Origin of the sequence: Kibdelosporangium aridum (assembly GCF_900176515.1) — a bacterium.
Classification (GTDB): domain Bacteria; phylum Actinomycetota; class Actinomycetes; order Mycobacteriales; family Pseudonocardiaceae; genus Kibdelosporangium; species Kibdelosporangium aridum.
The window spans coordinates 248446-272608 of the sequence record NZ_FWXV01000009.1 but is presented as its reverse complement, the minus strand read 5'-3'; the positions used below and the strand labels follow the sequence as shown (position 1 = coordinate 272608).

Sequence of the window (24163 nt, the reverse complement as noted above, 5' to 3'; positions counted from 1 at the left end):
GTCTCAGACCAGGTCAGTCAGCACCCTTCACCGTGCCGGACTCTTCAGTCAAGGCGCCGGAAGTCGCATTCTTGCCCGGTGCCGCCTTCAACGCGATCGCCAGCAACGCACCGGCGATCATCACGCCACCGACGACCCAGAGACCGGTTCGTTGAGACCCGGTCAAGTCCTCGAGGCCGCCCGTGATGTACGGCGCCACGAACCCGCTGACGTTGCCCAGTGAATTGATCAGCGCGATGCCGCCCGCGGCCGCCGTGCCCGCGAGGAATGTCGACGGCAACGCCCAGAAGGTGGGCAGCGCGCAGCAGATCCCGATCGCGGTGACGGTCACCGCGACCATGACGGCGAACGGGCTGCCGAGGTACAACGCGATCGGGATCGTGACGCCACCGATGATCATCGGCAGCGCGACGTGCCAGACACGTTCGCCCGTCCGGTCACCGTGCCGTGCCCAGAAGACCATCGCGACCGCGCCGAAGACATAGGGAACCGCGGTGATCAGTCCACGTTCGACGATCGAGAACGTGGTGCCGAACTGCTGCTGGAACCCGGCGATGATGCTGGGCAGGAAGAACCCGAGCGCGTACAGGCCGTAGACGTTTCCAAAGTAGACGAAGGCGAGACCGATGATCCGGCCGTGCGTCAGGGCTTTGCGCAACGGCCAATGGTGCTGTTGTTCGGTCTTGGCCCGCTCGGCGTCGAGCTGCTCCTGCATCCACTTGCCCTCGGCAGGCGTGAGCCACTTCGCCTCGGTGGGCCGGTCGGTCAGGAAGAACCACGTCACGAACGCGAGCAGGATCGCCGGGAGGCCCTCGACGAGGAACATGAACCGCCAGCCGCTCAAGCCGAAAACGCCTTCACCGTGGCGGATCAGCAACGCGGAGATGGTCGCGCCGATCGCGCTGGAGACCGGGATGGCGACCATGAACCACGCGACCATCCGAGCGCGGTAACGAGCCGGGAACCAGTATGTGAGATACAGGATGATGCCGGGGAAGAAGCCGGCTTCCGCCACGCCGAGCAGGAACCGCAGGATGATCAGTACGGTCGCGTTCGGCACGAAGGCGGTCGCCGTCGCCACCACACCCCAGCTGATCATGATGCGGGCGATCCACCGACGGGCGCCGAACTTGTGCAGCGCGAGGTTGCTCGGCACCTCGAGGATCAGGTAGCCGATGAAGAAGATGCCTGAGGCGAAGCCGAACGCGGTCGCGGTCAGCGCCAGTTCCTTCGACAGCCCGGCCGGGCCGGCGAAGCCGATGTTCACCCGGTCGAGATAGTTGATGAAGTACAGCAACCCCAGGTACGGCACCAGCCGCCTAGCTGCCTTACGCCACGTGACGTCCCCGAACGGCCGCTCCAGTGAGTCCATTGTGGCATCTCAGTACTGATCACTCTTGACGTCAACCCTATGCTGGGCACATGCCGGAATTTCCGTTGTACGGGGAAGACCACGAGCGGGGTGACCTCGCTCCCTAGCTGACGCACGCCCGCAGTACACGTGTGTCTGTTCCCGGCTACCACAAGGACTTCCCGAGTCATGAAAGACTTCGTCGCCGCGCTGCCCAAGGTCGAACTGCACGTCCATTTGGTGGGATCCGCTTCGATCCCAACGGTCCTCGAGCTCGCCCGCCGCCACCCTGACCGCGGTGTGCCCACCGAAGAGCAAGCACTGCGCGACTTCTACGAGTTCCACGACTTCGCGCACTTCATCGACAACTACGTCAAAGTCGACTCCATCGTCCGGACCGGCGAGGACGTCCTCGCGCTGTTGCTGGGCCTCGCGCGCGACCAAGCCGCCAGCAACATCCGATACTCCGAGGTCACCGTCACGCCGACAGCCCACCTGAACAAGGAGATGGAGCCGGACGAGCTGACCGAGACCCTCAACAAGGCACGCGTTCTCGCCAAGCAGCAGTACGGCGTCGAATTCGCCTGGGTCTTCGACATCGACGGCTTTCTTGGCAAGGAGGCCGGCCCGACGACCCTTGACTGGGTGCTCAACCACCGCCCGGAAGCAACGGTCGGCCTTGGCCTCGGCGGACCGGAGATCGGTGTGCCGCGCGAATGGTTCCGTGAACAGTTCGCGGTCGCTGCCGACAACGGGCTGCGTTGCCTGCCTCACGCGGGCGAGACGACCGGGCCGCAGACCATCTGGGCGGCCATCAACGAGCTGCACGCCGAACGCATCGGTCACGGCACGAGCGCCATCCAGGATCCGCGGCTGGTCAGCTACCTCGCTGAGCACCGCATCCCCCTGGAGGTCAACCCGACGTCCAACATCCGCACCAAAGCCGTGGCCGCGATCGAGAACCACCCGTTGCCCGACCTCATCGCCGCGGGCGTGCCAGTCGTCCTGGGAACCGATGATCCCGGCATGTTCCACACGACGCTCAACGACGAGTACCTGCTCTGTCACGAAGTGTTCACCTTCGACCGTGCCCAGCTTGCCGAGCTGGCGAGCACCGGCGTAGCAGCCTCCTACGCTCCGCAAGAGGTGAAAAAGGCCCTGTTGGCCGAGATCAAGGCCCTGCTCGGGAAGTAGGCGGATCACATCGGGGCACCGGTGTTGCTGCGATCTGAGCTCATCCGTTCACACCTCGGGTTACTGTGGGGATCATCACCGGCAACGGGGCGTTAACCGGGTAGCGAGGGGTGTGGTCGCGGCATGTTCACGGGTGACCCTGGATGACGATCACGAGCCATCGAGCGTTGAAGAACGGACCGTTACGTCAGGTCACGGACCTGGCACGGACAACACCTGGCGTGCTGGGCGCGCTCGCGTTGCTGCTGATCGTCGTCGGCGTGACCGCGGGCGTGTTCAGCGCGGTCAGCGTGCAGCGCCGGGCCCAGGCCCTGGAGGACCTGGCCAGCCGCAGCGGCCCGCTGAGCGTGGCCGCGCAGGAGATCTACCGGGGCCTGTCGGACGCGGACGCCACCGCGAGCGGCGCGTTCCTGGCCGGCGGCCTTGAGCCGCCCGCCGTGCGAGCCCGGTACGAGCAGGACATCGCGCAGGCCAGCAACGCCCTCGCGATCGCCGTCGCGGCACGCGAAACAAGCGACGTGACGGCCGCGAACAGCCCCTTGGCCACGCTTTCCGGCCAGCTGCCGGTCTACACGGGCCTGGTCGAGACCGCGCGGGTGAACAACCGCCAGGGCCTGCCGCTGGGAATCGCGTACCAGCGTGAGGCCTCGAACCTGATGCGGACGCAGCTTTTGCCTGCGGCGCAACAACTCTACGACGCCGAAGTCACCCGCGTGTCCGCCGACCAGGACCGCGCGGGCGGGTTCCCGATCGCCGAACTGCTGCTCGGCCTCTCGGTGCTCGGCGTGCTGGTCGTCGCCCAGGTGTACGTCCGGCAGCGAAGCAACCGCGTGTTCAACGTCGGCCTGGTCGCCGCGACCGGCGCCGCGGTGATCTCGCTGCTGTGGGTGTCCATCGCGACGTTCAGCGTGATCTCGAGCGTGGACGACAGCCGGGTCGAGGGGTCTTCCCAGGTCGACGTGCTCGCCAGGGCCAGGATCGCGACCCTGCAGGCCCGGGCCGACGAGACGCTCACGCTCGTCGCCCGCGGCACCGGCAAGGTCTACCAGGACGACTACGTCCAGGTGAGCACGAAGCTGACCGGGCTGCTCAACGAGGCCGGGTCCAAGGTGACCGACGGAGCGGTCAGCCAGGAGATCGCCTCGGCGCGGGCGAACAGCGCGGCATGGGCCAAGGCACACGAAGAAATCCGCAGGCAGGACGACGGCGGCAACTACACCGCCGCCGTGCGGCTGGCGATCGCGCCTGTCCCGGAAAGCTCCGGCACAGCGGTCGACAACCTCGACACGGACCTACGGGAGGCGATCGACCGGACGAGGGCCACGTTCAACGCTCGCGTAGCGGACGCAAGTGACGCGTTAGGTGGCACAGTTGTGGTGGTGTCGCTGCTGGCCATCGTCGTCGCAGTCGGGGCAACGGCGGGGATCTGGCAGCGCCTGAAGGAGTACAGATGAGACTCGCACTGGTGCTGGCCGCAGCCGTCACGGTGTTGGCGGGCTGTACGTCCACGACGGGCACAACGACGATCCCCACTGTCAGTGCTGTGGTGCCCAAGCCGGCGAACGCCGCCGACATGACCGCGCCACCGTCCGCCGCTGTGCAGGAATGCGGCGACAAACTGGCCAGTTTGCGGCCGTTGAACCCGATGCCCACGCCGGGCGGCATGCCTGCGGACTCGACGATGGCGAAGATCGTCGCGCGCGGGAAGCTGCGCGTCGGCGTGGACCAGAACACCTACCACATGGGCTTCCGCGACCCGTTCACCGGCGAGATCCAGGGTTTCGACATCGACATGGCCCGTGCCATCGCGGCCGCGCTGTTCGGCGACCCGAACGCCATCCAGCTCCGGGCGATCACGTCCGACCAGCGGATCCCGATGTTGAAGGCGGGTGACGTCGACATCGTGGTGCGCACCATGAGCATCACGTGCGACCGGCTGGTGGACGTGAACTTCTCCGCGGTGTACTACGAGGCACAGCAACAGGTGCTGGTCAAGAAGAACTCCGGCTTCACCGGCATGGACTCGTTGGGCGGCAAGCGAGTTTGCGCGTCGAGAGGGTCGACTTCCTTGCGCAACATCGCCAACGCGCCGTCCAAGCCGATCGGCGTGTCCGTGTCGGACTGGACCGACTGCCTGGTGATGCTGCAGCAGGGCCAAGTCGACGCGGTGTCCACCGACGACGTGATCCTGGCGGGCATGGCCGCGCAGGACCGCTACACCGAGGTCGTCGGCCCCTCCGTGGCCGCCGAGCCGTACGGGATGGCCATTCCCAAGGGAAACGAGGATTTCGTCCGGTTTGTCAACGGTGTCCTGGAGCAGGCACGGGCCAACGGCACGTGGCGCAGCTCCTACGACCGTTGGCTGGACGGCCTGATCCCTGGACCGCCGCCCGCCCCGCCTGTGCCCCGGTACAAGGATTGATCGGCCGTGTTCAGCCATGAGGAGGCGGACCGCGCACTGCAGCGGCTCAGCTCCGAAAGCGACCGGATGGCCGACGCCCTTGTCGCGATGGACACCCATGCCGGTCATCAGCTGCTGCGCAACGCCACGCTGACCGGGCTGACGAAACAGCGGTGGGCTGAGGCCAGTTCGGCGATGACCGTGTTGTGGGAACAGTTCAACGTGCACCGCAGGATGGTCGAGCTGGCCAAGGACATGCTGGACCGTCGAGACCTCGGCTCGTTGACGACGCTGCTGACCGACCCGGTCGTCGAGTTGAACGCGCAGCAGCTGCCGATCGACCAACGCAGCCTGACCGGTCCGGCGATGGTGGTCGACAGCGTCACGCTGACCGAGCTCGTCGAGCGGATGAAGGCCGCCTACAAGGCGATCACGGAGGTGCTGGCCGCCGCGGACACCGCGTGGACCACGACGATCCAGCAGATCGACCCCCTGGAAATGGAGCTGCGGTCGGTGTCCGCGCTGGCTGCGTCGCTCGGCGTCGACGACCCCGCGCTGGCGAAGATCGACGCGGAACTCGCCCAGATCCGCGAGCTGGCCCTGGCGGATCCGATGGCCATCGATACGGCCAGACCGCCGCAACGTGTGGCGAGCGAACTGGCCGACGTTCGTGCACGGTTGAGCCGCCTGTCGTCAGCCAAGGACACGTTCGACGACCGTATGGCTCGTATTGAGGCGTTGCTTGGTGAGGTCAGCGCCGCGTACGAGGAGGCGCAAGTCGCGTACGCCATCGTGATGCAGAAGATCGCCTCTCCCGGGTTACCACGACTCACCGAAGCAGTCGCCCCACTGCGTGCGCGGCTCGCTGAGTTACCAGAGCTATGGCGTGCCGGGCAGTGGCGTGAACTCGCGACCGGCTTGGAAGAGCTGGAACGGGACGCGACCAGTGCCCTTGCCGAGGCCCGTACCCAATTGCGGCTGGGGACCGGACTGTTGGACCGACGGCTGGAGTTGCGTGGCCGTCTGGAGGCGTATCGCGCCAAGGCCAACCGGCTCGGCCACGCCGAAGACCTCGAACTCGCCGAACTGCACCGGATAGCCCACGGCGTGCTGTACACGTCGCCCTGTGACCTTCCTGCCGCGACTCGCGCGGTCAACCGGTACCAGCAAGCACTGCAGGACAAGAGGAGTGCGTCATGACCAGTTGTCCGCGCTCGGGGTGCGACGGGTCGATCGACGACGACGGCTTCTGTGACACGTGCGGTCTGGAAGCTCCGTCTCCGGCAACCGCTGCCACGGCTTCATCTTCGGTACGGACTTCGTCGGCCAGCAAGCCGACCGCGTGGAGCACGCCCACGTCCAGCAGCAGCGGCCCGACCTCCCGGTCCCGCCGGGGTGCGACGCGATCTACCAGGCGCGGGCTGCTTGGCCGCGGCATCGTGGACGTTCCCATTGTGCCCAAACGCGATCCGCGGGAAGCGGTACTGGAGAACCCGGAAGTCCCTGAGAACAAACGGTTCTGCAGCAAGTGCGGCGCCAAGGTCGGCCGGGGCAGGGAAGGCAGGCCGGGCCGGGTCACCGGGTTCTGCGCGAAATGCGGGCACCACTTCGACTTCACGCCCAAGCTCAAGGCCGGTGACGTCGTCGCCGGGCAGTACGAGGTGCTCGGGTGCATCGCGCACGGCGGGCTCGGCTGGATCTACCTGGCGCTGGACCACGCCGTGGCCGACCGCTGGGTGGTGCTGAAAGGCCTGCTGGACACCGGTGACGCGGACGCGATGGCCGCGGCGATGGCCGAACGACGGTTCCTCGCGCAGGTCGAGCACCCGAACATCGTGCGGATCTTCAACTTCGTCGAGCACCAGCACGGCGAGTCGACCACCGGCTACATCGTGATGGAGTACGTCGGCGGCGAGTCCATCAAGGACATGATCAAACAGCTGCGCACCAACGGCGACCAGACCGCGTGCCTGCCGCTGACCCAGGCGATCGCGTACACGCTCGAGATCCTGCCCGCGCTGGGCTACCTGCACGGGATCGGCCTGGTGTACTGCGATTTCAAGCCGGACAACGTGATCCAGGTCGAGGAACAGCTCAAGCTGATCGACCTCGGCGCGGTGCGGCACGTCGACGACGAGGACAGCCCGATCTACGGCACGGCCGGGTATCAAGCACCCGAGGTGGGCAAGGAACTTCCGTCGCCGGTGACGGATGTCTACACGGTCGGGCGTGCCCTGGCCGTGATGACGTTCCCGTTCGATTTCCACGCCACGTACAAGAATTCGCTGCCCGGGACGGCAGAACAGCCGTTGCTGGGCGAGTTTGAGTCGTACTACCGGTTGCTTCTGCGTGCCACGCACAACGATCCGGCACAGCGTTTCGGGTCCGCCGAGGAGATGCGCGACCAACTGGAGGGCGTGTTCCGCGAGGTGGCCGCGACCGAGGACGGCCAGCCCCGGCCGGGGATCTCGGTCGAGTTCACCGCGGAACGCCGCACCTTCGGCATCGGGAAGAAGACCCCGGAGATGGCCGAGATCGCGATGTCGCTGCCGATCCCGCGGATCGACGCGGCCGACCCCGGTGCGGGGTTCCTCGCCGGTATCGCCACCGACAGCACCGAGGAGCTGATCAAGGAGCTGAAGACCGCGCCGATGCAGAGCGTGGAGGTGAAACTGCGGCTGGCGCGCGCGTACGTCGAGATCGGCGACGAGATGGCCGCCAAGAAGACGTTGAACTCGGCCAAATGCGAGCCCGGCGACTGGCGGTTGCCGTGGCACCGTGGGCTTGCCGCGTTGGCCGCGCACAACGCCCCGCAGGCGCGGATGTCGTTCGAGACCGTGTACGACATCCTTCCTGGTGAGGCCGCGCCCAAACTGGCGATCGCGGCGTGCGCGGAGGCCTCGGGGGACATGGCCGACGCTGACCGGTACTACCGGGCGGTGTGGCGCACGGACAGGTCGTACATCAGCGCGGCGTTCGGCCTTGCGCGAGCTTTGCTGGCCAAGGGGGAACGACATGAGGCCGTGGACGTCTTGAATTCTGTGCCGGACACATCGAGTCATTACCTCGCCGCGCAACTGGCCGCGATCAAGGCGCGGACCGGGATCTCCCGCTCGGACGGGCTGACCGAGCAGGATCTCGTCGTGGCCGGTGGGCAGTTGGCCGGGTTGGAACTTGACGACGCGCGGCGCGCCCAAGCATCTCGTGACCTGCTGGAATCCGCGTACTCGTGGGTCCGTGGCGGGCCGCGGGGCGCATCTGGAACGGTGTTGGGATGCCGGCTGGTCGAAGACGATCTCCGGCGCGGCCTGGAGAAGTGGTATCGGACCCTGGCCCGGCAGGCCGCCACCCGCCGGGAGCGCATCGCGCTGGTCGACCACGCCAACCGGATCCGGCCGAAGACCTGGATCTGAGCGGGAGAACAGCACGTGAATTGCCCTGACTGCGGAGAGCCTGCCGAGGCGACCGACCGCTACTGCGAGAACTGCGGCGGCAGCCTGCAGTTGCGCAGGACACCGTCCGGCGGGCCGATCGGCCGCGTCGGCGATGCCGGGTGCGTCGGCTGCGGTTCCGCGGTGGCGGCCGACGGGTTCTGCGAGACGTGCGGCCGGGCCCAGCCGGCCGGACGGGACCGGATGGAGTACGACCTCGAACTGGTGGCCGGGGTGAGTGACCGCGGCAGGGCGCGGGTGCGTAACGAGGATTCCATGGCCTTCGGCGTGGTGGGTCCGTTGGGCTCGCCGCAAACGGTTGTCGCGGTGGTGTGCGACGGCGTCGGCTCGACGGAACGAGCGGACTCCGCGTCCCAGACAGCGGTCGACGCGGCCTTGGAGTCCATTGTGGACTCACTGCTCTCCGGCTCTTCCCCGCGTTCGGCGACGGAGGATGGCGCCGCGGCGGCCTATGCGGCGACCAGCGAACTGGCGCGCCCGAACTCTCCGGAAACAGCGCCGTCGTGCACGTTCGTCTCGGCCGTCGTGACGCCTTCGGAGATCACGGTCGGCTGGATCGGTGACAGCAGGGCTTATTGGGTGTCCTCCTCCCCCGATGTGCCCTCCCGCAGGCTGACCACCGACGACACGTTGGTGGCGCAGCTGGTCGCGGCCGGGATGGACGAGGAAGAGGCGTCGGCGAGCCTGAACGCGCACGCCTTGGCCCGTTGGGTCGGCGCGGACGCCGAGCAGGCGCCGCCGCACGTGACGGTGCTCAAGCCGGAGGCACCGGGCAGGCTGTTGTTGTGCAGTGACGGCCTGTGGAACTACCTGCCGGACGCGGAGTCGTTGGCGGCGAAGGTCGCGGACGCCGAACCGTTGAAAGTCGCGGCCGAGTTGACGAGTATCGCCAATGAGCTCGGCGGGCACGACAACATCACCGTTGTGGTGGTTCCTTGGGAGGGGAGAGTGCCGTGACGGATTTTCAGATCGAGGTCTACCAGAACGAGTATCTGCCGCAGGGAGCGGCGGAGGTCAACGCGATCGTGACAGTCACGGCTTCGGGCAACGCTACTCCGGCAGTGACGTCGGACGCCCAAGCCGCCGAAGTGATCATCATCGACACCTCGGGTTCGATGCAGCACCCACCGACCAAGCTCGCCGCGGCGAAGGTCGCGACCAACGCGGCGATCGACGCGTTGCGCGACGGCGTGAACTTCGCCGTGGTGTCCGGCTCGGAACGTGCCGACCTGGTGTACCCGCCTCGGCTCGGCATGCGCCCAGCGACGGCCTTGTCACGCGAGGAAGCCAAGCGCGCGGTGAGCGCGTTGCGTGCCGACGGCGGAACCGCGATGGGCGAATGGCTTCTGCTGGCGCGTGAGCTGTTCGCGACTCAGCAGAACCCGTTGCGGCACGCGATCCTGCTGACCGACGGCCAGAACGTGCACGAGCGCCCGAAGAAGCTCGAGCGGATCCTGGAAACGGTCACCGGGAGTTTCGTCTGCGACTGCCGTGGCGTCGGAACGGACTGGGAAGTCAAGGAATTGCGGAAGATCTCCACGGCGTTGCTGGGCACGGTGGACATCGTGGCGGAGCCGTCGGGTCTGGAAGCGGACTTCCGCGCGATGACGTCGAACGCGATGGGCAAGGAGATCGCGGACGTGGCGCTGCGGTTGTGGACGCCGCAAGGTGCCACGGTGAAGTTCGTCAAGCAGGTCGAACCGACCCTAACCGATCTGACTGGGCGTCGCGTGGAGTCCGCGCCCCGAAGCGGGGACTACCCGACCGGAGCGTGGGGCTCGGAAAGCCGCGATTACCACGTGTGCATCCAAGTGAACCCGGCGAACATCGGCGACAAGATGCTGGCTGGCCGCGTAAGCCTGGTCTCGCCAACCGGGGACGTGCTTGGCAAAGGCCAAATCCTGGCGGTGTGGACCGACGACACGGCGTTGTCGACGAAGATCAATCCGGAAGTGGCCCACTACACCGGCCAAGCGGAACTGGCATCGGTGATCGAGGAAGGCCTGGACGCCCAACGAGCCGGCCAGATCGAAACGGCGACGGCGAAGCTGGGGCGTGCGGTGAAACTGGCCCACGAATCCGGCCATGAGGACACGGCGAAGCTGTTGGCGAAAGTAGTGGACGTGGTGGACCCCGCGCACGGCACGATCCGGCTGAAGCGTGAAGTGGCGGCGGTCGACGCGATGACGCTGGAAAGCAGATCGCAGGTGACCAAACGCGTCGGCAGAAAGTCCGAGGAGGACTGATGTCCACGACGTGTGAACACTCATGGGGAGAAGACGGCTTTTGTGAGATCTGCGGCCTCGCCGCGTCCTCACCCACACCGGTGGCCGAAGTGGCACCGGAGCCAGTGCAGGTCCGCGAGTGCCCGTCCTGCGGCGCGCCCCTGGATGACAGGTTTTGCGAGGACTGCGGCGCGGACTCGCTCGCCACACCCCAACCCCGTTCCGCTCCTGCTGTCGCTACGGAAGAACCGCCGCCGGTCACCACTGCACGTACATGGTCAGTGGTGGTGTCGGCGGACCGGAAGTACTACGAGAGCGTGAAAGCGGACGGAGGACCGGACGCGGACACGATCATGTTCCCGCCGTACTGCCCGGACCGTCACTTCGAACTGCACGGCGAGCAGGTGAGCATCGGGCGGCGAAGCGCGACGCGAGGAATCCAACCGGACATCGACCTGACCGGGCCACCGGAAGACCCGGGAGTGTCCCGGTTACATGCGTTGCTGGTGGCGGAAGCAGATGGCGGCTGGGCGATCGTGGACATCAACAGCGCCAACGGAACGACGCTGAACTACCGGCGGGACATGCTGAAACCCAACACCCCCAGGACATTGGAAGACGGTGATCGTGTCCACATCGGAGCCTGGACGACGATAACGCTGCACGCGGACTGAGGAGTCTCGTCCCACCGAGGGAGACACCTGCCCCAATCGTGTAATGGCGGGGCAGGTGGCGGAAGCGATGGAATCCGCGCATGACAAAGAAGCGCGGAACAGCCCGGATCCGAGGCCTGGCGGCAGAGTTGAAAGACCTCCGTACATCGGCAGGCCTGAACACGCGCGACGCAGCCAGGCGCGTAGGCATGTCGCCGGCGAGCCTGAACCGGATGGAGCGGGGAAACCGAGTCGTCACGCCGGAAGACATGTCAGCGCTGCTGGTGGCCTACGGAGTGACAGGTGCGGAACGAGAGCGACTACTCGCGATGTCCCGCGAAGCAGACCTGCCGGAGTGGTGGGAGACAACGGATGCGGCGCCATCCAAGCACCTGCGGGCACTGATCAACTTCGAGTCCGAGGCAACTCGCATCGTCGAAATCGCGATGCTCCGAATCCCAGGTCTGATGCAAACCCCGGAGTACATCCGCGAACTCATGATGGCTGGCCAGGTTCCAGGGCCCACAATGAGATCGCTCGTGGCGACGCGAATCGGCCGCCAACGAATCCTGACCCAGCCCCGCCCTCCGCAGTACCTCACGATCATCGACGAAGCCGCCGTCAGCCGCCCCGTCGGCGACCCACATGTGATGGCCGCACAACTACGCCACATCATCACCCTGGCCACATATCCCAATATCGAGGTGCGTGTGATCCCCTTCGCTCGCGGCGCCCACACCGGCCTGGACGGCTCATTCATCACCCTCGAGTTCCCGAAGGCCCGCCCAATCGTCCTGCTGGAGCACAAGAGGTCATCGGGCTTCATCGATCAGCCAGAAGACGTAGCCCCGTTCCACCAGGCGACCACTACGCTGATGAAGACAGCGCTGGGACCACTCGAATCGGTGAACTTCCTGGCCGACAAGGCAGCCCACTATGACAGAAGCTGAGACAAAATGGATCTTGAGAAAGCCCGCTGGCGCAAGTCCAGCTACAGCGGCACTGAGTCCGCCTGCGTCGAAGTCGCCTGCACCCCGGGCATCGTTGCGATTCGCGACACCAAGAACCGCACCGCAGGCACCCTCACCATCCCAGAACCCACTTGGCACGACCTCACCAGTCACTTCCGAAGGGCTGCTCATCCGATCATGTCGACGCCGACATCGAACCCGGAAGCCTCATCGTAGGCAACTGTGGGCCACAGAGCCTCGATCCCTTGCCACACCGCACGCACGAGCCCCCAATTGACGTCCGTCCCCACCAAGGTCAGCGTGAACACCGTGTTCGCCTGCCTGACCCGCCCAGAGAAGTCCTCACATTCGACCTCACGAATCATCGCCTGGACAATCTGCGCGTCGTTGCGGACCTCGAGCAGGACGGCATTCTCGGCAGACTCCGACTCAAGATGCAAGCCAGCGTGCGTCCACCCTGCGCCGAATGAGCGCCCGGAGGCAAGAACGCATGTCCCGGCGTTCGTCATCTCGAGCAAGAGCCTGGCCATGGCCGATTCAGGCTCCTCCAACGCAGTTTGGCTGTAAAAGGTTATATTGTACGCCACCAGCCATTACACCATTCAATCAATACCGAATGCCCAAGAACTCCTCGAAGGACCGCCCGACTTGTCTGGGTACCCGGTCCTCATCGACGTAGACCACCGGTCCAGAACCGCCGATACCGAGAATCCCCACTGATCTCAAAGTGATCCGGCGCCCACGATGTGCGGAACTGGGTAGGACAACGCCGCCGCGTCGGCGTCCCGCCGTTGCGGCTGTACATGAGGTCCGTCCTCGACACGACTGAGGATCTTGGCCGTCAACTTCCGCCCCGTGTAGTAGTCGTCGTCGGTGAAGAAGCCCTGATTAGAGACGATGACACGAAGCGGTGCCACCGATTCACGCACCGGGTCGACCGGCACGCAGGCCAAGCCCCGTACCAACAAGCCGTAACCGCGCTGCGGGCCGGTGAGGTGGTCGGGGTGTTCCCCGAGGCGACCATCGGCCAGTCATTCACTGTCAAGGGAATCAAAACCGGCGCCGTACGGATGGCCGCGGAAGCAGGCGTCCCGGTCATCCCGATGACGGTATGGGGCAGCCAACGCCTCTGGACCAAAGGCCACCCCAAGAACCTCACCCAGCGCCACGTCCCCATCCTGATCCGCGCAGGCGAACCCTTCCAACCAACCCCGCAGGACGACCAAGACGCCCTCACCCAAGACCTGCGCGCCCGAATGGCCGCCCTGCTCGACCAAGCCCAGCGCGACTACCCAGACACACCCAAGGCCGCTGATGATCCATGGTGGCTGCCCACCCACCTCGGCGGCACCGCCCCCACACCTGAAGAGGCCGCTACTTGCGACCTCCGATAGCCGGACGCACGGAAGCGGTCCTCAAACCATCTCAGCGGTGACGCTTCAGAATCGTTCTGCTAAAAGCGACACCCGCAATGGTATCCCGGTCACCGACGCGATACAGCCAAAGTCGTCAGCATTTCCCCAGTGCCACCCGCGCCGATAATAGCATGAAACACACCCCCTCATGCTAGGTGGCAATGCGGGTTCGAAAGGCCTATTTAACTACCGACGAAAAAGTACTCGACCTGTCTACCGGCCGATGCATCCTGAGCCCCCAAACCGTCAGTGATTGTCAAAAGATTCGTTACACACCTGGTAAATCGGTATACATCAAGCGAAGCCACCGCGTCCAAGCCGGATATCACAACAGCGACAGGCGGCCCATCGGACCGTTTCAAGTCGATCATACGGTCAGCGAAGGCCGACCAATGCCCAGCTCCCAGCAGGCTTAAGTCGAGAGATTGGGAGAGACCCACAAGAAGATTATTTTCCACGTCGGCCGACTCGACGTCAACATCTGTTCGAACAACGCGAAAGCCGACCGACTCCAAACCTGCCACCAGTTCAACGAGACGTTCGTTCTTTACGAGATACGGCCGCAGCGGAAGCCACGGAAGCTCTTGACTAGGGGCCACCCAATTTCGCACGAGCCCGTCAGTAGCCCACGGAGGCGCAGCCGGATGCCAACGATCGATCATTTTATCCTCCTGGCCCGCTTCGATAATCATTCCCGCCGGAATCGAGACGGCCCCCATTACCGACACAAGAGATAACACAAGCTAGACCAAACGACTGGACGCAAACCTGCCAATAAAGAAGTATTCGACCTGACGACTGGCACGCCAATCCAAGTAACCCAAGTTCTCGGTAGTCGATATCAGGTTGGACACACATCTCACAAATGTGTGCATATCACGGCGAACCAACTCGTCCAGACCTTGGATTACCACAGCTACCGGGGACTCGTCGACAGCCTTCAGCATCTCGTCGATTCGAACAGAAAAGGCCGACCAGGCATCCACCCGACAATGATCGAAGCCAAATTTCGGACTCAACGCCGACAGAAACTCTCGTTCCGCGTCATCGAGTTCGAAGTTGCACTGAACATCAATGATCATAAAGCCAGACGAACGCAATCCGGCGAGCAGCTCCGCTTCTTTCTCGTCATCCAAAAAATAAGGGCGCAGTGGAAGCCACGGAAAAATGTCTGCCAGCTGAATCCACGGCTTCAGAGACATTCCTTCCGGCACCCACGGCGGCGCTCCCGGTTCATTAACATCCACAGTGCGGCCCTCTAATCTGCACAAAGCCATCATCGTAGTGACCGGTATACCATACTTCTCCCCTGGCGCCGAAGACCAACCGCCCACTTTCCGGACGCTTACCTCCTGGTGACGTGGGGAGTATGTCAGTCTCGACATAGTAACGTGGTGATTCCGCTGGCAATCCTTGACCGCTATAAGTACCCGACCGCTCGCGATTGCCGCCCTGCCGTGCCACTACAGTGGGTTGGCATGACGGTTTTCAGTCCAATTGGAGCGGCACGACAACCAAATCATTGATCGCAAGTCAACACGGCGGACTCGCGTCGCGATCAAATCAAAAGCCACTCCACATCAGACAGCCAAGCCCAGTAATTCCGTTGCCTTGGACGGCGTCCGAAATGCTAGGCGTTGTCGGTCTCGAGGGCGGGGAGAACTCGCGGCAGGTGTGGAACCACATCCGCATAGAACGCCGGTGGCCGAAGCCACCTTGCGCTTCGTCGACTGCATCATGGCGACGACGGGCTAAGAGTGCTGAGCGCCACAGCGGCCCACGGTTGAGCGTCCCGGCTGGGAGTATGGGAAGGAGTATCCGCACGAAACGGACAACACTCGACGAAATGAGGCTCCCGTGGAGCTCGTGTACCCGCCGGTCATCCTGGCCTGCAAAACCCTGTTCCGCGTGCTGGATCTGAAGCTGGACGTGCAGGGTGCCGAGCACATCCCGGCGAGCGGCGGCGCGGTGCTCGCGTGCACGCACGTCAGCTACCTGGACTTCATCTTCTGTGGGCTGGCCGGGCTGCCGGTGAATCGCAAGACCCGGTTCATGGCCAAACAAGAGATCTTCGCCAACCGCATCGCCGGGCCACTGATGCGTGGCATGCACCACATTCCGGTCGACCGGGACGCAGGCCAAGCCTCGTACCAGCAAGCAGTAACCGCGCTGCGGGCCGGTGAGGTGGTCGGGGTGTTCCCCGAGGCGACCATCAGTCAGTCGTTCACCGTGAAGGGCATCAAAACCGGCGCGGTACGGATGGCCGCGGAAGCAGGCGTCCCGGTAATCCCGATGACCGTGTGGGGCAGCCAACGCCTCTGGACCAAAGGCCACCCCAAGAACCTCACCCAGCGCCACGTCCCCATCCTGATCCGCGCAGGCGAACCCTTCTACCCAACGCCGCAGGACGACCAAGACGCCCTCACCCAAGACCTGCGCGCCCGGATGACCGCCCTGCTCGACCAAGCCCAGCGCGACTACCCGGACACACCGCAGGCCGCTGATGATCCATGGTGGCTGCCCGCCCACCTCGGCGGTACCGCGCCCACTCCGGAAGAGGCCGCTGCTCGCGACGTCCGATAACCTGTCCAAGATCGGCGACATCGTCAAAGCCACACTCACTATCACGTATTTCGAAGTACGGCCGGACTACGCGAAATTCGTTGAGACCACCTCAGTGTCGTACGCGCCTCTGCTACAACTGACGATCCGGAATCAGTTCAGATCGTGGCATACCACAGATCATCTGCAGAAAACCTTCCATGATCGACCAATTCAAGCCTGTCCGGGCTTCCAAACGCGCGGGTCAATATCGTAGTATCACAGCAAAAAATCGCAGCGTCAAATGAACTGACAGGTATTATCGATTTAACCTCTGCACGTTCTTCCGGGTTCCAGTCTACATCCTCTGCCGAGAAAGCTAGCGGGAGCGCGGTCGAAATAATGGCAACCCTGCGATCGTCGATTATTACACTTGCCCACGTCTCTCCCGCGTCTGCGTCCCAATCCATCGATCCACCCAGTCTCCGTGCCAGATTAACCGCAATGCGGCCAACAGAGTCTGATGTCCACATCGAACGGTACAGAATAAGGTTCTCAATCACCTTCGAAAGGTCGATCATGGCGCGCCACCTGGCGCACCGTGCACGAAACCGGAATTCGTGCGATAAACGTTGATATAGTTAGTCAACTCGCCAGTCCTTGGCGACTTCGATCCATCCGGGTTCCGCGAGATAGAGCACCCGGGGCGAGGTGGCACTCGTCCGGTAGTCCAGGGCTATCGGCATGTCCGCGCCTAGGTCACCGATCAGTACCGCGTGGTTCGGGTCGATGCCGATCCCGGTGTTGTTGAACGCATCCTCGGGCGTCATCCGGTGGAAGAACTCGTTCTGCCGCGTCATGTCGGCCAATCCGTAGAACCAGGCGCTCTGAGGTTCGTCGGTGAACACCGCATGGAGCAAGTCCTCGTCGTCGGGCGTACGCCAGCGCCCGGCATTGACCAACTCGACCAGTAATGACGGCAGCACATGTGGTCCGATTCGTTCCACTCTGTCACTCCACATCAGACGAGGCCTGAGAGCTTATACGCGACAAGCGATCCGGCGACGGCAACGTTCAAACTCATACCCGTGCCGACCATGGGGATTTCCACGGCAAGGTCCAGTAATTCCGTTGCCTCGGGCGGAATTCCGGTACGTTCGTTGCCCAACACCGCAACCGTGCGGCGGCGGGCGGGTTGTAGGAATGCCAGGCGGACGGATTCGTCGGTCAGCTCCACGCCGACGATTTCCGCCGAGGCACGTTGAGCTTGCAGCCACCGTATCGGATTGTTGACCCAGTGCACGCAGGACGGCTTGCGCAGAGTGTTGCCGATTTCCAGTGCCGTTGGGACCCAAGGCAAACGGGGAACTGCCAGGCAGGCGCCGACGGCGTCGCAGGTTCGTAGCAATGTGCCGAGGTTTGCGCCGTGCATGGGCCAGAGGGGCGCGATAATCAGGTGGTCCCAGCAGGCGTGCGCTTTTCGGCGGCGCTGGCGCTTTATTTCCGTGGGGGTTCGCACCCACATTGGGGCGCTCATCCGCTGTTCGCGGGGTGCTCCTTAACCATAGTCACCCGCACAGTATGCCGGTGGCCGAAGCCACCGGCAATCCTGCACCGCTACGCGGGTTGTACGTACCTGCCCCAGATTTGGGCTTTGCGGAACGGGCCGTCGCCGTCGGCGTCGTACTCGAGTTCGTCGAAGGTCACCCAGTACTGCAGCTCGCCCGGTTGGGCCTGGGCGTGCACAACCGGTTCCGGCGCACCGGTTGTGTCGATGTGGCCGTAGAACTCACGGGCCCATGGGCCTTTCCAGGCCGGGTCGTGGACCACGCGCACGCGGGTTCCCGCGGGCAACGCCGAAGGCGGCCATTCCTGAGACAGCCGGGAGCCGCGAATGCCTTCGACGGCTGCCCTGTCGTTTTCTTCCTTGCTCATCAGTCTGGATCTCCGACGGCCTTGACCTTGAAATCGTCGTAGTGCCCGGTCACTTCGTTGAACAGGTAGTGGATCCGCACACCGTTGACCTCCTGCGCCATCTTCACCCACCCGTCCTTCGCGGGCCACCTGGGATCTTTCAGGGTGATCGGCAGGACCTCGCCTGCCTTCGGGTCGTACATCACCTCGTCCATCGCGATCTTCTCGTTGATCGTGAGGTTCTTGTGTTTCCCGGTGTGCCCAAGGCCCAGTGGGGTGACGAGACAGTCCTCGGGATCCGGGTCGTCGGTCAACGCCCGGGATGCCTTGCCACCGACACACGGCGGGAGTTTGCGGTACTTGTCCGCGATGCTCCTGATCGTGTTGAGCAGTTTCGTGCCGGCCGCCGAACCTTCGAGGAACCGGACCAGCCCGGCCGCGATCCTGGCGATCGCCTTGCTCACCGCGGGCAGCTTCGCGATCAGCGTCAGCAGTGAACCGACGTTGATCACTGTCCACAGGCAGGCGGCCACATCGCCTTCACCGAAGCACTTCTTGGCGTCGGTGTAGCCGATCTCGTCGAGCAGGATCTGCCCGCCGTTCTCGATGATGAAGCCGATGAGTCCCTTCTTGGCCATGTCGGCGGCCTGCCGGTACTCGTCGATCGCTTCCTGCGACAAGTCCGCGAGGAACCGGGCTTCGTCCTCGGCGGACAGCCCTGGATCGCCGTCGCCGTTCTCGGCTTGCTGCTTACGACGTTCCGCTTCGGCCTTGCGCGCGGCATCTTCGGCCCGGTCGGCGGCCTTGCCTGCCTCAACCGCTGCGGCGTAAGCGTTCTTGGCCGCTTCCGCCGCACCGTTGGCGTGTTGCTGTGCGCTGTCGGCCGCAGCCGCTGCCGCGGTGGCGTCGGCTTCAGCACGGTCCGCGGCTCCTCGGGCGGCTGCGGCGTCAGCCTCGGCCCTGCTGGCGGCCGAACGTGCCGCGGCGGCATCGGCTTCCGCGGCCGATGCGGCGCGTCCGGCGATGGCTGCGTCGTTGGCTGCTGCATTGGCCGCTGCCCGTGCTTTGCGGGCGTCTTCGCGGGCTTGGGCGTCGGCTTGGTTGGCACGTGCCGCTGCTGCACGTGCCGCGGCACCATCTACGGCCGCCTCGGCGGCGTATTTCTGCGCGTCCGCCGCGGACCGTGCTGCCGCCGCAGACGACTTCGCCGCCGCAGCCGCCGCGTCATAGGCTGGCTTGACCTCCGCCGCGGCCCGATCAGCTGCCTCCTGCGCCAGTCGTGCGGCCTCTAGTGCTTCCGCGGCACGGCGTTCGGCTGCTGCGGCCTGCTCGGCGCCGACTGCGCGAGCCTGCTCGGCCACCCGGACCACGAAATCCGCGTCGATGTCCTGGCCGGTGAACGGCGCCACCACAGCAATCGCCGTGTTCGCCGGTTGGGTGATCGCCTGCGAGGACGACTTCGCCGCCGACGCCGCCTGCAACGCCAGACTCGCCTGCGTCGCAGCGGACACCGCCTCATGCGCGGCCGCATCGGCCTCGGCCTTGGTGCGCTCAGCCGACATCTGCGACTGCATCGCCTCCGACGCCGCCTGGTTGGCCAAGTTCACCGCATTCTGCGCCGCCTCAGCTGCCTTGGCCTCCTGGAACGTCGCATCCGACGCCGCCGAATTCGCCCGCAGCGCAGCAGCATGCGTCGCCGCGGCTTCCGCTTCCGCACGGTTGGCAGCCGCGTTCGCCCGAGCAGCCGCAGCTGCCGCAGCCTGCGCGGCCGCGCGAGCACGAGCCGCAGCACGCGTCGCCTCGGTAGCCGCACCACGAGCACCAGCCGCCGCACCCGTCGCCGCGTTCGCTGCGTTACGAGCCGCACCAGCCGCCCCCGCAGCGGTCATGGCCTCGCCGCGCGCATTGTTGGCCTCAAGTTGGGCCGCCTCAGCGTGAGGACCACCGCGTGCAGCCGCGGCCATTGCATCCATCGCCGCCGCACGCGCCTCCGCCGCACGCTGCTCGCGCTCCGCCTTGTACGCCGCATCACGGCTCGCCACCGCACTGCTTTCCTCAGCACGCGCGTTGGTTTCCGCTTGTGCCGCAGCACCATCCGCCGCCTCAGCACGCCCACGCGCCGCGGCCGCGATCCCAGCTTGAGCCTCGGCTTCGCCGCGCATCGCCCGCGCCACCGCGGCCTGCTGCTCGGCACGACCCCGCGCCGCCGCGGCGTTGGCCCGCTCCCGCTCAGCAATCGCCCGCTGCGCCGCCGCGGTCGCCGCCTCCCGCTCAGCGATGATCCGCTGCTGACGGGTCCGCTCCGCCGCCGCCCAGGCCTGCGCCTCCGCGACCTCCGCCGCCTGACGGGCGGCCTTGGTCCGGGCTGCCGCGTCCCGCGCGGCCTCCATCTGCACCCGAGCCGCCTCAGCCAAATCCGCCGCCGCCCGCGCATGCGCCTCAGCGGTCTCCCGCCACTTCTTGGCCTGCTCAGCGTGCCGCTCCGCCCGCTCCTGAGCATTCCGCGCCTGATCAGTAAACGCCGCCGCATCAATCGAATGCGACGCCGTCTCCACCGCCGAGACCGCCGCCCGCGCCGCCTGGGACATCCCGAACGCCATTTGTGCCCACTGCGCGCCATACGGCAACCCGGTCTCCACCAGGATCTCCGCCTGCACCTGCGCCTGCACCGCCGCCCGCTGCGCCTCATCCACCGCAGCGCGTGCATTACCCCACTGGCGGGCGACCTCGGCTTTCACCCCGTCGAACGCATCGACCGGGTGCTGGCCACCGGCGGTGTTCGCAGCCAGGATCTGCTCCGCCCGCCGCGCCTCATTCCCCGCCAGAATCAACGCATTCGACGAACGCTGCAACGCCCGAATACCGTTACCGTGCTGCACCAACAACACCCGACGCGCCTCGTTGGCACGAGCGGACTTCTTCGCCAACTCCGACAACGCCTCCGCGGCCTTAATCCGAGCTTCCTCATCGGCCAGGAACTTCTCCCGGGCATCGGCGTCCCGCTTGGCCGCCTCCACATACCCAGAAGCCAGGAACTGCTCAACCGCCGCGTCCCCGCCATCCAGCGCGGTCTGCGCGGCCCTCTTGACCTCCGGACCACCCACCCCCACCAGCATCTGCACCCGAGCACGGTTCTCCGACGCCCGCTGCTGCACACTCTGCGCCGCCGCAGCATCCCGCTGCTCGGCAATGGAACGGCCGTATGCCAGGAACTGCACACGGTCCAAGTCAGTGCCCGCCAGCACACGGTCCACTTCGGCCCGAAGGTATGCGCCTCCGGTGCCACGCAACGGCTCAATCGCCGCCCGGTTCTCCGCCGCGACCCGCGCCTTACGCTCCGCAGCCCGCTTCTGCGCCTCTTTCAGACCGGTGTTGAGGAACGCCATGATCGCCGCACGACCACCATCCAACGCGGCCTTCGCAGCATCCCGAACCTCAACATCCTCCGCCAACTCGGCATTGTCAGCCACCAACTGCCGCAACCGAGGATCACCAGTATCCGCAACACCCGCCTTACCGTCCCACTCCTTGTACGGATCAGGCGGCATTGGTCTCGGCGGCTCGGAATCTTGAGCCATCGCAACAGTTCTCAGCTGTTCGGGTGCCGCAGCCGCCGGGTTGACCACACCGGCGAGCACCGCGAACGCCACCACAGCGCTGCGTAACTTCACAAAGGACTCCCACGCGTGAGACCGGCCCGGCACTAGGTACCGGGCCGGTGCGGAATTGCAATCAGTTGATCGGGACGACCACCCGGCGGAAGACTGTGGTCTCGCCGGTCGTGGCGTTCCAGGAGATGGAGTAGCCGTTCTGGAAATCGCTGCGACGCCCGCCTGGGATGTCGTATTCGTCGCTCGTGGGATAGCCCAGTGCCGACTTCTCCCAGCCAAGGCTCGCCCACTTGTCCCGGATGGCGCCGAGCACCCAGTGCGAGCCGGTCGTGGGCGACCAGTAGATCGACAGCATCCGCTCGGGGTTGTAGTGCACGTACTGGCCGACGCCGTCCGGTGCCGTCGTCTGGTCGATCTCCAGCCTGGCGGGTGTGCCGTTGATCGTGAACCGGCCCAACGCGTCGAACGTGGCGATGATCGGGCCGGCCAGCATCCGCGGCTGGGTGCCCTGGGTCCAGTACAACCTGCCCCGCTCGAAGTCCCGCAACCGGACGCCGTTCTCGTGGACCTCGGCGGCCTTCGGGTTACCGATCTTGGCGCGCAGCGCGTCGTCGTTGTGCCAGCGCAGCATGATCGGAGTGGTGACGTTCGGGTTGGGGTCGACGATGTTCCAGGTCGCGTCGACCTCGAACACGTGCGGGTTCAGGTCACCCGTGGTGTCGCCGCTCTTGGCACCCGCCCACAGCTGGGCGCCGTAGTGCCGCAGGAACCGGCCGGGCAGCGCCTTGGACTCCAAGGAAACACCCGTCCCGCTCAAGCCCGCCTTCGGGCACCAGGTCGCGGCCGTGCTGAACGCGGCGCTGCCGTCGCTGGCGTGCAGCTTGACGCGGTAGTCCTGGACACGCAGGTAGCTGCCGACGTGCGCGGTGGACTCGAACGAGTAGCAGTTCGCGTCGGCGAGACCGGTGACGACCTTCCAGGTGGCGTCGCCAAGAGGTGTCTCGCCCGCGTTGCCGGGTGTTCCCGGCGTGATCCAAGCGTCGCCACCGCCGGTGTGCACGTACCAGCCCGTGACGCCCGGCGTCGTGGTCATCAGCGACTGGTTCAACACCGCGTACTGCGTCTCCGACAAGAACTTGGTCACGTCAGCCGGAGTCCCCGCCAGCGCGGCATTCGCCTCAGCGACCAGACGCGGCCGCACCCGGCCCGCCTCAGCCTTGGCCTTGATCTCACGAACCTTCTGCCGGTCGGCTTCCTCCCGGATAGCCTTCTCCCGCGCAGCATCCCGCTGATCAGCGGCCTTCAACCCCGTGTCGATGAACGCCTTCCAGTCCGCCGGATTACTGCTGCGCAACGCGGCATCCGCAGCGTTCTTCACCTCAACGTGCCGAGGATCAGCCAACTCCGCCGTGGTCAGCAACTGCCGGATGAAATTGTCATCCGACAAAGTCAGCCAGCCTTCAGGCGCGATGATCCCCAGCACCGCCGCAGCGTTCTTCTTGGCCTGCTTGGCAGCCAAGATCCGCGCGGCCTCCTCGCTCTCCTGCTTGGCCTTCTCAATCGCATCCCGCTGATCGGCGAGGTGCAGGGTGTAGATCGTGGTAGTGATGAACGTCTTCCACGCCACCGCGTCACCACCCCAGGCGTTCATGGCGCCCTCTTTGACCTTCGGCCCAGTCGAGCGACGCCACACCTGGTAGACGAAGTTCTGGTCGTTGCCGTCCAGCATCGCCGCATCCGCCGGGATCTCCGCGAAGGCAGCCGCTTTCTGCCTGGCTTCCCTGGCCTGGCGGGCTTCTTCCACCCGGTTGGCGTATTCGATGTGGTCGCGGTCGACGAAATCGTGAATACCGGTCCGGATGAACGCGGTCGCATCGGGCGCGTCCGGCGTTCCTACGACGATCCGGTAAACCCGGTAGGCCTCCGCCCTGGTCAGCGGGTATTTACCTGGATTGATCTTGTCGTAGACGCGGAACACGAAGTTCTTGTCCGACAACATCAGCCACTCGTCGGTCGCCTCACCGACCTCGATCGCCCGCACCGCACGGACCTTCTCCACCTCAGTGGACTCCGGCACCGCGGTCGCCGCCGCATCGGCCGCTACCTGCGGAATCGCCGGCGGCGTCGCAGGTGCGGCATAGGCCGCCGCAGGCGCGAGCAGGCTGGTGACCATCGCGACGGACGCGACGCCGTAGCCGAGCCGTCTACTGTAGACAAGCGATCTTCGCATGCTTTTTCCCACCCTTGTACGTTCGAAAAAGACAGACTTCACCCAGCGAAAGGACCCAACGAACTACTCGCGCCCAAAGCGAGCAGGCGATTACCCCCGAATGGCCCTGCGCCGGATACACCGCAGCCGAAATCGCGAGAAATCGTTCACAGAATCGCCCCCAGTTAATGGCCGGCCCACCTCCGGCACGCGCGTAACAACGTAT

General features: G+C 65.3%; 22 protein-coding genes and 1 pseudogene. 12 read left to right on the top strand and 11 right to left on the bottom strand.

What is annotated here, in order from left to right:
• Nucleotides 1-13: 13 nt before the first annotated feature.
• Nucleotides 14-1372, bottom strand: coding sequence for an MFS transporter (locus B9C43_RS39485; RefSeq protein ID WP_084432434.1), 1359 nt, complete (start codon nt 1370-1372; stop codon nt 14-16).
• Nucleotides 1373-1540: 168 nt separating this feature from the next.
• On the opposite strand from B9C43_RS39485, the gene add reads away from it, so the two are divergent.
• The 10 genes from add (at nt 1541) to B9C43_RS39435 (ending at nt 12463) form a co-directional block, all read left to right on the top strand.
• Complete coding sequence (gene add, locus B9C43_RS39480; protein WP_084432431.1) at nt 1541-2545, top strand: adenosine deaminase; 1005 nt, start codon at nt 1541-1543, stop codon at nt 2543-2545.
• 143 nt (nt 2546-2688) lie between these two features.
• Nucleotides 2689-3999 carry a hypothetical protein gene (locus B9C43_RS39475; RefSeq protein WP_033384786.1) on the top strand — a complete coding sequence of 437 codons (1311 nt, stop codon included), beginning with the start codon at nt 2689-2691 and terminating at the stop codon, nt 3997-3999.
• Nucleotides 3996-4967, top strand: a complete 972-nt coding sequence (locus B9C43_RS39470; RefSeq protein WP_084432428.1) for a glutamate ABC transporter substrate-binding protein — start codon at nt 3996-3998, stop codon at nt 4965-4967. Before B9C43_RS39475 ends, B9C43_RS39470 begins: the two co-directional genes overlap by 4 nt.
• A gap of 6 nt (nt 4968-4973) precedes the next feature.
• Nucleotides 4974-6146: a hypothetical protein gene (locus tag B9C43_RS39465; protein ID WP_084432425.1), complete on the top strand. Its 1173-nt coding sequence runs from the start codon at nt 4974-4976 to the stop codon at nt 6144-6146.
• The gene (locus B9C43_RS39460; RefSeq protein ID WP_084432422.1) at nt 6143-8359 is read left to right on the top strand and encodes a serine/threonine-protein kinase; all 2217 of its coding nucleotides are present in this window, start codon (nt 6143-6145) and stop codon (nt 8357-8359) included. Before B9C43_RS39465 ends, B9C43_RS39460 begins: the two co-directional genes overlap by 4 nt.
• Before the next feature lie 15 nt (nt 8360-8374).
• Nucleotides 8375-9355, top strand: coding sequence for a PP2C family protein-serine/threonine phosphatase (locus tag B9C43_RS39455; protein WP_084432418.1), 981 nt, complete (start codon nt 8375-8377; stop codon nt 9353-9355).
• Nucleotides 9352-10644, top strand: a complete 1293-nt coding sequence (locus B9C43_RS39450; RefSeq protein ID WP_235039109.1) for a vWA domain-containing protein — start codon at nt 9352-9354, stop codon at nt 10642-10644. Before B9C43_RS39455 ends, B9C43_RS39450 begins: the two co-directional genes overlap by 4 nt.
• A 266-nt stretch (nt 10645-10910) precedes the next feature.
• Nucleotides 10911-11297, top strand: a complete 387-nt coding sequence (locus B9C43_RS58950; RefSeq protein WP_235039108.1) for an FHA domain-containing protein — start codon at nt 10911-10913, stop codon at nt 11295-11297.
• Between the two features lie 80 nt (nt 11298-11377).
• On the top strand, nt 11378-12226 hold the full coding sequence (locus B9C43_RS39440; protein ID WP_084432409.1) for a helix-turn-helix domain-containing protein: 849 nt from the start codon (nt 11378-11380) through the stop codon (nt 12224-12226).
• Nucleotides 12227-12232: 6 nt separating this feature from the next.
• Entirely contained in the window at nt 12233-12463 is a 231-nt protein-coding gene (locus tag B9C43_RS39435; protein ID WP_084432405.1) for a DUF397 domain-containing protein, read from the top strand.
• On the opposite strand, the gene B9C43_RS57840 is transcribed toward B9C43_RS39435, so the two are convergent.
• Complete coding sequence (locus B9C43_RS57840) at nt 12415-12777, bottom strand: hypothetical protein (RefSeq protein ID WP_200825920.1); 363 nt, start codon at nt 12775-12777, stop codon at nt 12415-12417. The genes B9C43_RS39435 and B9C43_RS57840 overlap by 49 nt on opposite strands.
• Nucleotides 12778-12969: 192 nt before the next feature.
• Nucleotides 12970-13215, bottom strand: a complete 246-nt coding sequence (locus tag B9C43_RS58945; RefSeq protein WP_235039136.1) for a hypothetical protein — start codon at nt 13213-13215, stop codon at nt 12970-12972.
• Here B9C43_RS58945 and B9C43_RS39420 point away from each other — a divergent pair.
• Nucleotides 13180-13641, top strand: a pseudogene (locus B9C43_RS39420) (lysophospholipid acyltransferase family protein); the annotation flags it as partial. The gene B9C43_RS58945 and the pseudogene B9C43_RS39420 overlap by 36 nt on opposite strands.
• Nucleotides 13642-14405: 764 nt before the next feature.
• Here B9C43_RS39420 and B9C43_RS39410 read toward each other — a convergent pair.
• Entirely contained in the window at nt 14406-14933 is a 528-nt protein-coding gene (locus B9C43_RS39410) for a hypothetical protein (protein WP_200825919.1), read from the bottom strand.
• Nucleotides 14899-15126, bottom strand: a complete 228-nt coding sequence (locus B9C43_RS60275; RefSeq protein WP_084432395.1) for a ribonuclease domain-containing protein — start codon at nt 15124-15126, stop codon at nt 14899-14901. The genes B9C43_RS39410 and B9C43_RS60275 overlap by 35 nt, the downstream gene beginning before the upstream one ends.
• Before the next feature lie 393 nt (nt 15127-15519).
• On the opposite strand from B9C43_RS60275, the gene B9C43_RS39400 reads away from it, so the two are divergent.
• Nucleotides 15520-16245, top strand: a complete 726-nt coding sequence (locus B9C43_RS39400; RefSeq protein WP_235039107.1) for a lysophospholipid acyltransferase family protein — start codon at nt 15520-15522, stop codon at nt 16243-16245.
• Nucleotides 16246-16382: 137 nt separating this feature from the next.
• Here B9C43_RS39400 and B9C43_RS56015 read toward each other — a convergent pair whose 3' ends face one another.
• The 6 genes from B9C43_RS56015 to B9C43_RS39375 all read right to left on the bottom strand — a co-directional run bounded on the left by B9C43_RS56015 (nt 16383) and on the right by B9C43_RS39375 (nt 23958).
• Nucleotides 16383-16784: a hypothetical protein gene (locus B9C43_RS56015; protein ID WP_143446910.1), complete on the bottom strand. Its 402-nt coding sequence runs from the start codon at nt 16782-16784 to the stop codon at nt 16383-16385.
• A gap of 60 nt (nt 16785-16844) precedes the next feature.
• Nucleotides 16845-17210, bottom strand: a complete 366-nt coding sequence (locus tag B9C43_RS39395; RefSeq protein ID WP_084432393.1) for a hypothetical protein — start codon at nt 17208-17210, stop codon at nt 16845-16847.
• Between the two features lie 14 nt (nt 17211-17224).
• The gene (locus tag B9C43_RS39390; protein ID WP_235039106.1) at nt 17225-17728 is read right to left on the bottom strand and encodes a TrmH family RNA methyltransferase; all 504 of its coding nucleotides are present in this window, start codon (nt 17726-17728) and stop codon (nt 17225-17227) included.
• 92 nt (nt 17729-17820) lie between these two features.
• On the bottom strand, nt 17821-18138 hold the full coding sequence (locus tag B9C43_RS39385) for a hypothetical protein (RefSeq protein WP_084432387.1): 318 nt from the start codon (nt 18136-18138) through the stop codon (nt 17821-17823).
• Nucleotides 18138-21788, bottom strand: coding sequence for a hypothetical protein (locus B9C43_RS57030; protein ID WP_160097014.1), 3651 nt, complete (start codon nt 21786-21788; stop codon nt 18138-18140). The genes B9C43_RS39385 and B9C43_RS57030 overlap by 1 nt, the downstream gene beginning before the upstream one ends.
• Before the next feature lie 61 nt (nt 21789-21849).
• Nucleotides 21850-23958, bottom strand: a complete 2109-nt coding sequence (locus B9C43_RS39375) for an AbfB domain-containing protein (protein ID WP_084432382.1) — start codon at nt 23956-23958, stop codon at nt 21850-21852.
• Nucleotides 23959-24163 lie beyond the last annotated feature (205 nt).